This is a genomic window from Streptomyces sp. NPDC051664, assembly GCF_044453545.1.
In the GTDB taxonomy this organism is placed as follows: Bacteria; Actinomycetota; Actinomycetes; order Streptomycetales; family Streptomycetaceae; genus Streptomyces.
Genome location: NZ_JBITCU010000001.1, coordinates 226,250 through 239,619, shown reverse-complemented (window position 1 = coordinate 239,619; position 13,370 = coordinate 226,250). Strand labels below are relative to the sequence as shown.

General features: G+C 69.3%; 11 protein-coding genes and 1 riboswitch. Of the genes, 3 read left to right on the top strand and 8 right to left on the bottom strand.

Features of this window, described 5'->3' with window-relative positions:
* Positions 1-86 precede the first annotated feature (86 nt).
* Positions 87-920 (top strand): polysaccharide deacetylase family protein, encoded by an 834-nt coding sequence (locus tag ACIA8E_RS01110; protein WP_399292934.1) that lies wholly within the window; start codon positions 87-89, stop codon positions 918-920.
* A complete protein-coding gene (locus tag ACIA8E_RS01105) occupies positions 920-2,119 on the top strand; it encodes a beta-propeller fold lactonase family protein (RefSeq protein ID WP_399292932.1) in 1,200 nt (399 codons plus the stop codon). The genes ACIA8E_RS01110 and ACIA8E_RS01105 overlap by 1 nt, the downstream gene beginning before the upstream one ends.
* 49 nt (positions 2,120-2,168) lie before the next feature.
* Here the strand turns inward: ACIA8E_RS01105 and ACIA8E_RS01100 are convergent, their stop codons facing one another.
* A complete protein-coding gene (locus ACIA8E_RS01100) occupies positions 2,169-2,810 on the bottom strand; it encodes a GNAT family N-acetyltransferase (RefSeq protein WP_399292930.1) in 642 nt (213 codons plus the stop codon).
* Positions 2,811-2,951: 141 nt separating this feature from the next.
* On the opposite strand from ACIA8E_RS01100, the gene ACIA8E_RS01095 reads away from it, so the two are divergent.
* Positions 2,952-3,167: an EF-hand domain-containing protein gene (locus ACIA8E_RS01095; RefSeq protein WP_018102550.1), complete on the top strand. Its 216-nt coding sequence runs from the start codon at positions 2,952-2,954 to the stop codon at positions 3,165-3,167.
* A gap of 152 nt (positions 3,168-3,319) precedes the next feature.
* Here the strand turns inward: ACIA8E_RS01095 and ACIA8E_RS01090 are convergent, their stop codons facing one another.
* The 7 genes from ACIA8E_RS01090 to gcvT form a co-directional block, all read right to left on the bottom strand.
* On the bottom strand, positions 3,320-4,330 hold the full coding sequence (locus ACIA8E_RS01090; protein WP_399292928.1) for a terpene synthase family protein: 1,011 nt from the start codon (positions 4,328-4,330) through the stop codon (positions 3,320-3,322).
* A 416-nt stretch (positions 4,331-4,746) separates the two neighbouring features.
* Entirely contained in the window at positions 4,747-5,628 is an 882-nt protein-coding gene (locus ACIA8E_RS01085) for a peptidase S1 (RefSeq protein ID WP_399292926.1), read from the bottom strand.
* A 356-nt stretch (positions 5,629-5,984) separates the two neighbouring features.
* Positions 5,985-8,384, bottom strand: coding sequence for a SpoIIE family protein phosphatase (locus tag ACIA8E_RS01080; RefSeq protein WP_399292924.1), 2,400 nt, complete (start codon positions 8,382-8,384; stop codon positions 5,985-5,987).
* A 301-nt stretch (positions 8,385-8,685) separates the two neighbouring features.
* Complete coding sequence (locus ACIA8E_RS01075; protein WP_399292922.1) at positions 8,686-10,068, bottom strand: L-serine ammonia-lyase; 1,383 nt, start codon at positions 10,066-10,068, stop codon at positions 8,686-8,688.
* Between the two features lie 156 nt (positions 10,069-10,224).
* Complete coding sequence (gene glyA / locus ACIA8E_RS01070) at positions 10,225-11,484, bottom strand: serine hydroxymethyltransferase (protein WP_030931007.1); 1,260 nt, start codon at positions 11,482-11,484, stop codon at positions 10,225-10,227.
* A 20-nt stretch (positions 11,485-11,504) separates the two neighbouring features.
* Positions 11,505-11,882, bottom strand: a complete 378-nt coding sequence (gcvH, locus tag ACIA8E_RS01065; RefSeq protein WP_030931004.1) for a glycine cleavage system protein GcvH — start codon at positions 11,880-11,882, stop codon at positions 11,505-11,507.
* Between the two features lie 69 nt (positions 11,883-11,951).
* Positions 11,952-13,067 carry a glycine cleavage system aminomethyltransferase GcvT gene (gene gcvT, locus ACIA8E_RS01060; protein ID WP_399292920.1) on the bottom strand — a complete coding sequence of 372 codons (1,116 nt, stop codon included), beginning with the start codon at positions 13,065-13,067 and terminating at the stop codon, positions 11,952-11,954.
* A 141-nt stretch (positions 13,068-13,208) separates the two neighbouring features.
* A riboswitch (glycine riboswitch) is annotated at positions 13,209-13,306 on the bottom strand.
* Positions 13,307-13,370: the final 64 nt, after the last annotated feature.

Below are 13,370 nucleotides of genomic sequence, written 5' to 3'. Positions count from 1 at the left end.
CTTGCGACATGCTCCGGGCTCCACTGAATCGGTATGAATGGGGTCAATTTTTATCTTCCGGGCATTGCGCCCCTACTGTTCTGCTCATGAACGCCTCCGAGACATCGGTGCACCGCCGCAGCGCTCTGCGCGCGGGCGCAGGGGCAGCCCTGGCCGGCGCCCTCGCGGCCGGATGTACGGATGGACACGGCGCCGCCGACACCTCCACGAAGACCTCTGCCGAGACGCCCGCGGACACCCCCGCGGCCACCGGCAAGAGCGACGCGGGGGCGCGGCCCCCGGCCCCGCGGGCCGCGCCTGCCCCGCACCGCTTCCCCGGGCAGCCGGTCCAGATCGACCACGGCCCCCGCGACCGCCCGCGCGTCGCACTGACCTTCCACGGCCAGGGCGACCCGGCCGTCGCCCGCGCCGTGCTCGCAGAGGCGGAACGCGCTCACGCCCGGATCACCGTCCTCGCCGTCGGCAGCTGGCTCGACGAGCACCCCGACATGGCCCGACGGATCCTCGACGGGGGACATGATCTCGGCAACCACACCCAGAGCCACGTCGACATCTCGGCGATGGGCGAGGCGGCGGCGTACGCGGAGATCACCGGCTGCGCCCAGCGGCTGCGCCGGCTCACCGGCTCCGTCGGAACCTGGTTCCGCCCCTCGCGCAGCCGGTACGCCACCCCACTCGTCCAGCGCCTCGCGCGCAGGGCGGGCTACCCGCACGTCCTCTCGTACGACGTGGACTCCCTCGACTTCACCTCTCCAGGCGCCGCGGCCGTCACCCGCAAGGTCGCCGGGGAGATCCGCAACGGATCGGTGGTGAGCCTGCACTTCGGCTACGCGGACACGGTTGCCGCGCTGCCTGTCCTCCTCACCGAAATCGACCGCCGTCGCCTGCGTGCGGTGACGACCACGGAGCTGCTGACCTGATGCTTCCCTCCACCAAGCGCACCGCGGCCCTGCTCGGAGGCGTCCTCATCGCCGTACTAGTGGGCTGTGGCACCCCCGCCGAGAAGGGGAAGGCCGAGGCCGACGACACCGAGGCCGCCGCGCCGCCCGTCGTCCCGGACCACGCGACCCCGGAGCGTCTCACCCCGGCAGGGCTCGCCGGGATGCCGCCGGTGCTCGATCCCGAGGACGTGTACGCGGCCGACCGGGCCGGAATGATGTCACCGGTCGTCAAGAACTTCCCGGCGCGCGTGTACGTACCCAACACCAAGTCCAACACGGTGTCGGTCATCGACCCGAAGACGTACAAGGTCATCGAGACCATCCCGGTCGGCCACCAGCCGCAGCATGTCGTCCCGTCCTGGGACCTGAAGACGCTCTGGGTCAACAACGACCTCGGCGACAGCCTCACGGCCATCGACCCGGCCACCGGGAAGGCCGGCCGGACGGTCGCGGTCTCCGACCCGTACAACCTGTACTTCACGCCGAACGGCAAGTACGCCATCGTGATGGCCTCGATGGACCGGCAACTGGTCTTCCGCCACGCGCACACCATGAAGACGGCCAGGACCGTCCCGGTCGACTGCGCGGGGGTCAATCACGCCGACTTCTCCACGGACGGCCGGTACTTCATCGTCTCCTGCGAGTTCTCCGGCGAACTCCTCAAGGTCGACACGGCGAAGATGAAGGTCGTCGGCCGGCAGAAGCTGCCGCTCAAGGGCGCGATGCCGCAGGACGTGAAGCTGTCGCCGGACGGCGGGACGTTCTACATCGCGGACATGATCGCGAACGGAATCTGGGTGCTGGACGGGCAGAAGTTCAGCAGACCGAAACTGCTGCGCACCGGCAAGGGCGCCCACGGTCTGTACGTCAGCCGCGACTCCAAGGAGATGTACGTCACCAACCGTGGTGAAGGCTCCATCTCCATCTTCGACTTCGCGAAGAGGAAACTGACGAAGAAGTGGCACCTGCCGAACGGCGGCAGCCCCGACATGGGCGGCGTCTCGGCGGACGGCAAGGTCCTCTGGCTGTCAGGGCGTTACAACGCCGAGGTGTACGCGATCGACACGGCCACCGGCAAGCAGCTCGCCCGGATCCCGGTGGGCAACGGACCTCATGGACTCGCCGTCTATCCGCAGCCGGGCCGCTACTCGCTCGGGCACACCGGAGTCTTCCGCTGATCGCCCGGCCACCCCGGCGTCCTCCGTCCGTCCGCCGAGGGCTCGCGGGTCAGCCCGCGATCAGCAGGGCCTCCGAGCCCACCGGCCGGTAGCCCGCCGCCTGGAACGTCCGCACACTGCGGGCGTTCCCCGGCGACTGCTGCGCCCACACCACCGTGTCCGGCACCAACTGCCGGGCCGCTCGCGCCAGCCGCTCCCCGAGCCGTCGGCCACGCGCCTCCTCGGCCACCTCGATCGCCGTCTCCCAGCGTCCGGCGACCCCACGGCCCAGAATCAGCACACCGCCGTCGGCGGCCCAGACCCGCACCTCGTCGCGGTACTTCATGGCCCGGGCCACCCGCGGATGTTCCGGGTCCTCGATCTCCTGGAGCCCGATGTCCGGATCCCCCGGCAGCGCGCCCGCGACCGTCAGCAGATCGATGGTGTTCATGTGCCGTCCGGTACGGGCCAGCAGCGCACCCAGGAAGTACGGGTTCATCGTCGCGGCGAGCGGATCACCGGGGGTGGCGGCCAGCGTGGCCCGTACCCATGCCGGATCCTCGTCGGTGAACACCACCGAGTGCGCGGTGAAGGCCAGCACCCCGGCGTCCCGCGCGTTCGGCTGCGCCACCACCGTCGTGCCCCCGTCCGGCGGGGGGAACCGCCCGTGCGCGGCAGCTGTCAGGGTCTGAGCCAGTGCGTCCTTCGTCAAGCGTCCCACTTCCCCGGTCCCGAGCCCCGCCCGCCGTCCGCGGACACCCCACCCATGATGGACGACCGGCCGCCGCGATCGACGCCGGTCGCGCCCGTTAATCTGGCCCCCGTCAGTTAGGCATGATGAAGGGGCGGAACAGTGGCGGACATCGAGTCGGCGCGCAAGGCTTTCGAGCGGTACGACCTGAACGGCGACGGGCTGATATCGGCCGCCGAGTACAAGAGCGTGATGGCTCAGCTGGGTGACCCCTACGTCACCGAGCCGGTGGCCCAGGCCGTCATCAACTCCCACGACGCGAACGGTGACGGTCTGCTCACCTTCGACGAGTTCTGGGCTGCCCAGAACAAGGGCTGATCGCCGGGAGGACCCCCGGTCGTGGTCGGCCGGGGGCCGCCGGACGCGTAACCCCTCAGCTTTCCGGACCGGACAGCCCTTGGGGCGACCGGGCGAGGCCGGATCAGGCCGGTCCGGATTCGGACCTGGCCCGGCGCCCCGATCCCGGCCGGTCAGGCGGCGAAGTTCCGGGACAGGGAGTGCTGTTCGTCGACCTCCATCAGGTCGGGGCGGGTGTACCGCTCCGCCCGTGCGTGGTAGTCGAAGTCTCCGCGGACGAGCCCCCGGTAGTCCTGGACACAGCGCTCGAGGGCGGCGCGTGCCGGGCCGTCGATGCGCGCGGCCTCTATTTCCTCGACGAGTTCCTTTTCCGCTCGCTGCACCCGGTCGGCTATCCGCGCCAGCCATATCCCGGCCTCTTCGACGGCCTCCTGCAGCGTGCCGCCGCGGTCCCGCTGAATGAGCCGGACGGTATTGTGCTCGTAACCGAGCATGGCTTCTTTCTCAAATGAACAGATGTCGTTGCAGAGTCCCGAGTGATCGGCCACCGCATTGCGCAGTGCGATATACGCGGGAAGGGAGCGAGCGGATTCCGGGAGATCTATTCCGGCAGTGATTTCGTGCAGGTCGAGGAACGGCTGCATGGCCACCGAGTCACGGCGGTGCTTCACGAAGTCGGCGGTGCTCGGCACATGGCCCGCGGCCCGGTCGACGGCCTCCGCGTAGTACGTCCACAGCCAGCCGACCGTGTCCCGGCGGAACTGCCGGACCCAGCGCAGCGACCTTCCCTCGCAGGTCCGCATCATCAGACCGTCGAGAGCGTGCTCCATGGGGCCGTTCGGCGCGCTGGTTCCGTCGAGCACGTCCACCAGTCGGGCGATGGCCTCCTCGCACACGTGCGGGTCGCGGCCGGCCGGGCCGTCGTCGAACTCGTCGTCCACCAGGAACGCCCAGAAGAGCCACTGGCAGAAGAGATCGAGGTGTTCCTGCGAGGCCGCCGGGAATATCAGGGATATCCAGAGCTCCGGGCGTGTCCGGATCATCTTCTTCTGAGCCACCGGGGACAGGACGAGGTCGTTTTCGGCCGCCCACTCCCAGGCGGATTGTTTGGTTGCCTGAATGCCTGGATTGCAGCCCGTGCTCTCGAACGGCATATGGAATTCTGGAAGCGTGATTTTGCTCATGGTGCCCCTCGTCTGAACGTTGCGAACAGGGAATGGGAATGAGTCGCTTTCACGAATCAGTGCAGGCGCGCGGGCGATCGATTCCGGGAGAGCTCATCGCTGTCCTCTCTCCGCCGCCGGGGCTTCGGAGCCGGGCCGGTTGGCCACGGCGGCGGACCGCATACGGACAGCGACCGCGTCACCACTCATCACGTCCAGTGAACCCTGAGAGAGCGGTGGATGGAAGCAGTTTGTGACCGAAACTGCTTGATCGTCACGAACGCCTGCTCACTTATGAGCAGTTGGTGAACCGTTGAGTCGAGTGACTCGCCGGCCAAGGCGTCGGGTCTGGCCGGATCACCCGGGCCGTCCCCGCCGCGACCAGCAGGCGGAGTGCCCTCGTCCGGACAACCCCGTGCCCGGACGAGGGCCAGGGATCAGGACAGGGCGAGCTCGGTGACGTCGTCCGCCTCGTGGGCCCAGGCGGCGGTCAGGCCGCCGTCCTTCACGTACGTCCTGCCGCTGCCCTTGAGGATGCCGATGCGGTTGCCGGAGAGGGCGATCTGAATGACGTTGTCCGCCTCGTGGGCCCAGGCGGCGCTGAGACGGCCGTCCTTCACGTAGGCCTTGCCGTCATCCTTGAGGATGCCGATGCGGTCGCCGGAGAGTTCGAGCTGAATGACGTCGCTGCCCTCGTTCGCATACATGGCCTTGAGGCTGCCGTCCTTCACGTACGCCCTGCCGTCACCCGTGAACACCCCGATCCGGTTGCCCGCCAGGTCGATGTCGACGATGTTGTCGCCCTCGTAGACCCAGCCGGCGCTGAGGCCGCCGTCCTTCACGAACGCGTCGCCGTTGCCCTGGACGATGCCGATGCGGTCGCCGGACAGCTCCAGCTCCTTCACCTTGGCGGCCTCGTGGACCCAGCCGGCGGTGAGGCCCCCGTCCTTCACGAACGCGTTGCCGTTGTCCTTGAGGACGCCGATGCGGTTGCCGGAGAGCGCGATCTGCTTGACGTTCGAAGCCTCCTTGACCCAGGTGGCGTTGAGGCCGCCGTCCTTCACATACGCGTCGCCGTTGCCCTTGAGGACGCCGATGCGGTCGCCGGAGAGCGCGATCTGCTTGATGCCGCTGCTCTCCAGGGTCCAGATGGCGCTGAGGCCGCCCTCCTTGACGTGCGCGTCGCCGTCCGCCTGCACCGTTCCGATGCGGTTGCCGCCGTCACCCGAGACCGTTCCGGGCGCCGCTGCGGCGGATCCGGCCCCGATGAGACCGGCGACGGTCAGCGCAGCGGCGATGGTGAGCATTCTGGAGTTCATTGATGGTTCTCCATCGAGTCGGCCGGGGAACCACGGGACGGTCCCCGAAGTGGAATTACTCGCAAGATCAACGACGAGTGCGGGAAGATGATGTGCACTGTCACCCGGTCAGAGGGCGTGCGCCGGGCGCACATGCCGTGGGCAGCGGGCGATCGCAGGTCCGAGTTCTTCCGCATGCTCGGGCACCCGGTGGATGCGGGCCGGGCGGTGGATGCTGACCGAGATGCTGACCGGGCAGAACGAGTTGCCGGACCGAACCGCGGGAAGGTCACCGCCCGGTGAGCACCCGGCCGACCCGGTCGAGAGCCACGGTGTGCTGGTCGACCCGGCGCTCTGCGGGCGTCAGGGCGGACGGTTCAGGGCAGGGCCTGTTCTGCCCAGATGGTTTTTCCTCGGGCGGTGAAGCGGGTTCCCCAGCGGCCGGCCAGTTGCGCGACGAGGTACAGGCCGCGGCCACCTTCGTCGGCGAGATCCGCCTGGCGCAGGTGGGGGGCTGTGCTGCTGTCGTCGGTGACTTCGCAGATGAGGGTCCGGTCCCGTATCAGGCGTTGCCGGACGGGGCCGGTGGCGTAGCGGATGGCGTTGGTGACCAGCTCGCTCACCAACAGCTGGGTGGTGAAGTCGAGTTCCTCCAGTCCCCAAGTGGCCAGTTGCCGGCTGGTGAGGCTGCGGGCGTTGGTGACGACGGCGGGGTCGTTGGGCAGGGTCCAGGACGCGACCTGGTCGGCGGCGAGGGTGCGGGTGCGGGCCAGGAGCAGGACGACGTCGTTGTCGAGCGTGAGGGGGTGTTGTGCACGGATGATGGCGTCGCAGGTGTCCTGGAGTGCGGGGAGCGGGTTGCCCAGGACGCGGCGCAGTCGGGTCAGGCCCTGTTGCGGATCGCTGTCGTTTGTTGTGATGAGGCTGCTGGTGAACAGGGCGAGGGTGCTGCCCTCGGGGATTTCCAGCTCGCACGTTTCGTAGGGCGGGCGGCCGCTTCCCAGTGCCGGTCCGGCAGGAATGTCGGGTATGCCCACCATGCCATGGGGCGAAGCGATGACGGGGGCGGGGTGGCCGGCGCGTGCCAGCGTGCAGCGCCGGGAGATCGGGTCGTAGACCGCGTACACACATGTTGCGCCGATCGCCTGTTCGCGTGTCGAGTGCGTGCGCGCCGAGGGCGCGCCGCGGCCGCCGGCGCCCGTCACCAGGTCGTCGAGGTCGGCGAGCAGTTCGTCGGGGGCCAGGTCCTGGGCGGCCAGGGTGTTGATGGCGGTGCGCAGTTGGCCCATGGCGGCGGCGGCATGCATGCCGTGCCCTGGCACGTGTCCGACGACGAGGGCCACGCGCGCCCCGGACAAAGGGATCACGTCGTACCAGTCTCCTGCGGCTGCGGACACGTGGTGCAGGGCGACTTCGACGGCGTTCTGGGCAGGGAGGGCCTGCGGCAGCAGGCTGGAACGCAGGATGAGAGCGGCGGTGCGTTCACGGGTGTACCGGCGCGCGTTGTCGATGCACAGGGCGGCCCGGGCGCCGAGATCCGCCGTGAGGGCGAGGATGTCCTCGTCGAACGGGTCCGGTGCGGCGGTCCGGTAGAAGCTGGCCAGGCCGAGGACGACCCCGCGGGCGGTGAGGGGTACGACCATGAGCGAATGGGCCCCGGTCCGGCGGATCAGATCGGCACGCCGGGCGTCGTGCAGGGCCCACTCGTCGTCGATCTCCAGGCGCTGCACGAGGCGGGGCCGCAGATCGGCGAGGCAGTCCTGGAAGAACCGCGGATACGACAGGTTGACCTCTCCGACACGGTAGGCGACCGATGCGTGTTCCCCTTCGGTGGATCTGAAGGCCGCACGTCGCAGCACGGCGTGGGAGCTCACCGGACCGGGTTGCGGAGCTCTCCCCTCCAGCACTTCGTCGAGGATGTCCACGACGGCGATGTCGGCCAGGCTCGGCACCGCGACCCCGACCAGTTCCTCGCACGTCTTCCCCACGTCCAAGGTGGTGCCGATGCGGGTGCTCGCGTCGAGGAGCAGGTCCAGGCCCGCGCGAGCCCGATGCCGCTCGGAGATGTCGGTCGATGCCGCCAGCAGGCCGAGCACGCCGCCGGCGCGGTCGTGGAGACGGTAGAGCGAGACGGAATAGGTGTGCTCGTGATCGGGGTCGGAGGGTGGCCGCCCGGTGTGCTCGACGTCGATCACGGGCCGGCCCGTGTCCAGGACCTTCCTCAGCATCTGCTCCAGCGCATCGTCGACCATACCCGGCGCCACCTCGCGGATCGGCCGGCCGATGACCTCGTCACCCAGCAGACCGCGCACACCCGGCGCGGCGGTGTTGAACCGCATGAGCCGCAGATCGGGATCAAGGACCTGCAGACCGAGCGGGGACTGGGTCATCACCGCGCGCAGTACCGCGCTGTCGATGCTCGGCCCGCCGGAACACCCCGCCAGGGTCAGAAGCACGGACCACCACACGGCATCGCCCTCACCCACCATCGGCCATACCTGGATGCCGACCGCGAGCCCCCGCCCGGACCGGTGACGGACGGCAGGCTCACCGGCGGACTTCATCACCTCGGAAGCCGCCGGATCCGTGTGCTCACCGGGCCCGGTCAGCAGGACCGCCACCCGGCGCCCCAGCACCTCCTCGGCCGAATAGCCGAGCAACGCCTGCGCCTGCGAGCTCCACTCGACCACGACCCCGTGGTCATCCACCACCAGCCGTGCGCCCTGAGCCGCAACCGACCCGTCCTGGCAGCCGGCGGGGTCATCACGTGTGCTCATCCGAGCCAGTGCCTCCCTACGGACAACACCTCGGCGCACCCCGGCCACGCCCGGTCCACTGTGCCCATCGCACCCCACCGGCGTCATCCGCTACCGCAGGGAACGTGGAGTTCCTGGGGGCCACCTACCCAATATGCCGTGGCGCTCGGCACGGCGCAGCGCAAGCAGCCCCCAGCAGGCCCGGGGACCTTTCAGGGACCTTCAGCTCCGTCCGGAGGAGTTTCCAGGGTGGTCCGCCGTGCGGGCGGGGAAGCCCGTGACAGCGCTGATGGATGAGAAGCCCCTGATCAGAGGCCGTCTCTCAGCACTCGATGATGTTCACTGCGAGCCCGCCGCGCGCGGTCTCCTTGTACTTCACGCTCATGTCCGCACCGGTCTCCTTCATGGTCTTGATGACCTTGTCGAGGGAGACCTTGTGGGTGCCGTCGCCGCGCAGCGCCATCTTCGCCGCGGTGACAGCCTTGACCGCCGCCATGCCGTTGCGCTCGATGCACGGGATCTGGACGAGGCCGCCGACCGGGTCGCAGGTCAGGCCGAGGTTGTGTTCCATGCCGATCTCGGCGGCGTTCTCGACCTGCTCGGCGGAGCCGCCGAGGACCTCGGCGAGGGCGCCCGCGGCCATCGAGCAGGCGGAGCCGACCTCGCCCTGGCAGCCGACCTCGGCGCCGGAGATCGAGGCGTTCTCCTTGAACAGCATGCCGATGGCGCCCGCCGCGAGGAGGAAGCGGACCACGCTGTCCTCCTTCTCGGCCTCGGTGGCGCCGCCTGCCGCGAAGTTCATGTAGTAGTGCAGTACGGCCGGGATGATGCCCGCGGCGCCGTTGGTCGGGGCGGTGACGACGCGGCCGCCCGCGGCGTTCTCCTCGTTGACCGCCATCGCGTAGAGGGTGATCCACTCCATCGCGTGGGCCTGCGGGTCGCCCTCGGCGCGCAGCTGGCGTGCGGTGTTCGCGGCGCGGCGGCGGACCTTGAGGCCGCCGGGCAGGATCCCCTCGCGGGACATGCCGCGCGACACGCACGCCTGCATGACGCGCCAGATGTCGAGCAGACCGGAGCGGATCTCGTCCTCGGTGCGCCAGGCGCGCTCGTTCTCCAGCATCAGCGAGGAGATCGACAGCCCGGTGTCCTTCGCGAGCCGCAGCAGTTCGTCGCCGGTGCGGAAGGGGTGCTTGAGGACGGTGTCGTCGAGAACGATCCGGTCCTCGCCCACCGCGTCCTCGTCCACGACGAAGCCGCCGCCGACGGAGTAGTACGTCTTGTCCAGCAGCGGGGCGCCCTCGTGGTCGTACGCGAAGATCGTCATGCCGTTGGCGTGGTACGGCAGCGCCTTGCGGCGGTGCAGGACCAGCTGCTCGTCGGCGTCGAAGTCGATCTCGTGCATGCCGAGGAGGTTGAGCCGCCCGGAGGCACGGATCTCGGCCACCCGGTCGTCGGCGGACTCGACGTCGACGGTACGGGGGGACTCGCCCTCCAGGCCGAGCAGGACGGCCTTGGGCGTGCCGTGGCCGTGTCCGGTGGCGCCGAGCGAGCCGTACAGCTCGGCGCGTATCGAGGCGGTGTGGGCGAGCAGGCCCTCGTTCTTCAGCCGGCGCGCGAACATACGGGCCGCGCGCATCGGGCCGACCGTATGGGAGCTGGACGGGCCGATGCCGATCGAGAACAGGTCGAAGACCGAGATGGCCACGGGTGACTCCTAAGGGGTTGGTAGACGTCGTTGTCTGCCGGGTGGTGCGGTACGGACCGGTCGGTCCGAAGAGCAGCGGGACAAGGGATGGGGCACCGCGCTCACTGTCCAGTGTGCGCGGTGCCCCGCCTCAAACGTACAGAACCGCTTCCCGGACTACTTCAGACCGGGGTACAGCGGGAACTTCTCGGCCAGCGCGGTGACGCGGGCCTTGAGGTCGTCCGCGTCGTACGAGGGCTTCAGGGCCGACGCGATGATCTCGGCGACCTCGGTGAAGTCCTCGGTCCGGAAGCCGCGGGTGGCCAGGGCCGGCGTACCGATCCGCAGACCGGAGGTGACCATCGGCGGCCGCGGGTCGTTCGGGATGGCGTTGCGGTTGACCGTGATGCCCAGCTCGTGGAGCCGGTCCTCGGCCTGCTGGCCGTCCAGTTCGGAGTTGCGCAGGTCGACGAGGACCAGGTGGACGTCGGTACCGCCGGAGAGGACGGAGACGCCGACCTCGGTGACGTCCGGCTGCACCAGACGGTCGGCGAGGATGCGGGCGCCGTCCAGGGTGCGCTGCTGGCGCTCCTTGAACTCCTCGGTCGCCGCGACCTTGAACGAGACCGCCTTGGCCGCGATCACGTGCTCCAGCGGACCACCCTGCTGACCGGGGAAGACGGCAGAGTTGATCTTCTTTGCGAGCTCCTGCGTCGACAGGATGACGCCACCGCGCGGACCGCCGAGGGTCTTGTGCGTGGTGGTCGTGACGACATGGGCGTGCGGCACCGGGTTGGGGTGCAGACCCGCGGCCACGAGGCCCGCGAAGTGCGCCATGTCGACCATCAGGTACGCGCCGACCTCGTCCGCGATGCGGCGGAAGGCGGCGAAGTCCAGCTGTCGGGGGTACGCGGACCAGCCGGCGACGATCAGCTTCGGCTTGGACTCCTTGGCCAGACGCTCGACCTCGGCCATGTCCACGACACCGGTGTCGTCCACGTGGTACGGGACCACGTTGTAGAGCTTGCCGGAGAAGTTGATCTTCATGCCGTGGGTCAGGTGACCGCCGTGGGCCAGGTTCAGACCCATGATCGTGTCGCCCGGCTTCAGCAGCGCGAACATCGCGGCGGCGTTGGCCTGCGCACCCGAGTGCGGCTGGACGTTCGCGGCCTCGGCGCCGAACAGCGCCTTGATCCGGTCGATGGCGATCTGCTCGACCACGTCGACGTGCTCGCAGCCGCCGTAGTAGCGGCGGCCCGGGTAGCCCTCGGCGTACTTGTTGGTGAGGACGGAGCCCTGGGCCTCCATGACCGCGACCGGAGCGAAGTTCTCCGAGGCGATCATTTCGAGAGTGGACTGCTGACGGTGGAGCTCGGCGTCGACGGCGGCGGCGACGTCCGGGTCCAGCTCGTGGAGGGAGGAGTTGAGAAGCGACATCAGGTGGTCCCTTGGGGTCTTTAGTTGCCGGAGAACTCGGAGTACTCGTCTGCGGAGAGCAGGTCCTTCGGCTCTTCCGTGATGCGTACCTTGAACAGCCAGCCGCCCTCGAAGGGAGCGGAGTTCACCAGCGCCGGGTCGTCCACGACGTCCTGGTTCGCGGCGGTGACCTCGCCGGTCACCGGCGAGTACAGGTCGCTGACGGACTTGGTCGACTCCAGCTCACCGCAGGTCTCGCCCTCGGTCACCGTGTCACCGACCTCGGGGAGCTGGGCGTAGACGACGTCGCCGAGCGCGTTGGCCGCGAACTCGGTGATACCGATCGTGGCCACACCGTCCTCGACGGCCGACAGCCACTCGTGCTCCTTGCTGTAACGCAGCTGCTGGGGGTTGCTCATGACCTGAATTCTCCTGTACGCGGGGGAGTGCTGATGAACGGTGGTCTTACGGGCTGAGACGCGACTGCGTCACTTCTGCCGCTTGTAGAACGGCAGGGTCACGACCTCGTACGGCTCGTGGCTGCCGCGGATGTCCACTCCGACGCCCGCGGTCCCGGGCGCGGCGTACGCGGCGTCCACATACGCGATGGCGATCGGCTTGCCGAGGGTCGGGGACGGGGCGCCGGAGGTGACCTGGCCGATGACCTGCCCCTCGGCGACCACGGGGAAACCGGCGCGCGGCACCCGGCGGCCCTCGGCGATCAGGCCGACCAGCTTGCGCGGCGGGGCGCTCTCGGCGCGCTCGGCGGCGGCCTCCAGCGCCTTGCGGCCGACGAAGTCGCCCTCCTTCTCGAACTTCACGACCCGGCCCAGGCCGGCGTCGAACGGCGTCAGCTCGGTGGTCAGCTCGTGCCCGTACAGCGGCATACCCGCCTCCAGGCGCAGCGTGTCACGGCAGGACAGACCGCACGGGATCAGGCCGTGCGCGGCGCCCGCCGCGGTGAGGGCCTGCCAGAGCTGCTCGGCGTGCCCGGGGGCGACGAACAGCTCGAAGCCGTCCTCGCCGGTGTAGCCGGTACGGGCGATCAGTGCGGGCACACCCGCGACGTTGCCGGGCAGGCCCGCGTAGTACTTCAGGCCGTCCAGGTCGGCGTCGGTGACCGAGGCGAGGATGGCGGGGGACTCGGGGCCCTGGACGGCGATCAGCGCGTACGCGTCGCGGTCGTCGCGCACCACGGCGTCGAACCCGTCGGCGCGGGCGGTCAGCGCATCCAGCACGATCTGGGCGTTCCCGGCGTTGGCGACGACCATGTACTCGGTCTCACCGAGGCGGTAGACGATCAGGTCGTCCAGGATCCCGCCGTCCTCGGCGCAGATCATCGTGTAGCGGGCGCGGCCGACGGCGACGGTGCCGATGTTGCCGACCAGCGCGAAGTTCAGGAACGCCGCTGCCTGCGGGCCGGTGACGGTGATCTCGCCCATGTGCGACAGGTCGAAGAGGCCGGCCTTCGTACGCACCGCGTTGTGCTCGTCGCGCTCACTCGCGTACCGCAGCGGCATGTCCCAGCCCGCGAAGTCGGTCATGGTCGCGCCCAGCGAGCGGTGCAGGGCGTCGAGGGCGGTGAGACGGGGGGCGTTGCTCATAGGTGTGGCTCCCAGGGCATGACGACGAGGACGATCCCTCCCCATCTGTCATCGGAACCTGAGAGGTTCGCCGAGAGACCCTGACGGGTTCGGCTTGCACCTTGGGTGGAGCCGCCACGGCGACTCGCTTTTCAGATCTGCCTCATCCACGCGGTACGGGGCCTGAGAGATTCAAGGGAGGATCTTGCTCCTTCGGCGCCCGGCACAGTCAATGGCCGGAACTCTCCCGCGCGGATTCAAGCGGCCTTTATGCAGTTGGCCGGGTCATCATCGCACGCATTGCGGAAGAGTGGGGCGTCGGTA

Excerpts from the sequence above, each read along its gene's own strand:
- glyA (WP_030931007.1), bottom strand. The coding sequence starts at position 11,484 with ATGTCGCTTCTCAACTCCTCCCTCCACGAGCTGGACCCGGACGTCGCC.
- ACIA8E_RS01110 (WP_399292934.1), top strand. The coding sequence starts at position 87 with ATGAACGCCTCCGAGACATCGGTGCACCGCCGCAGCGCTCTGCGCGCG.
- ACIA8E_RS01090 (WP_399292928.1), bottom strand. The coding sequence starts at position 4,330 with ATGAGCAAAATCACGCTTCCAGAATTCCATATGCCGTTCGAGAGCACG.
- ACIA8E_RS01080 (WP_399292924.1), bottom strand. The coding sequence starts at position 8,384 with ATGAGCACACGTGATGACCCCGCCGGCTGCCAGGACGGGTCGGTTGCG.
- gcvT (WP_399292920.1), bottom strand. The coding sequence starts at position 13,067 with ATGAGCAACGCCCCCCGTCTCACCGCCCTCGACGCCCTGCACCGCTCG.
- ACIA8E_RS01085 (WP_399292926.1), bottom strand. The coding sequence starts at position 5,628 with ATGAACTCCAGAATGCTCACCATCGCCGCTGCGCTGACCGTCGCCGGT.
- gcvH (WP_030931004.1), bottom strand. The coding sequence starts at position 11,882 with ATGAGCAACCCCCAGCAGCTGCGTTACAGCAAGGAGCACGAGTGGCTG.
- ACIA8E_RS01105 (WP_399292932.1), top strand. The coding sequence starts at position 920 with ATGCTTCCCTCCACCAAGCGCACCGCGGCCCTGCTCGGAGGCGTCCTC.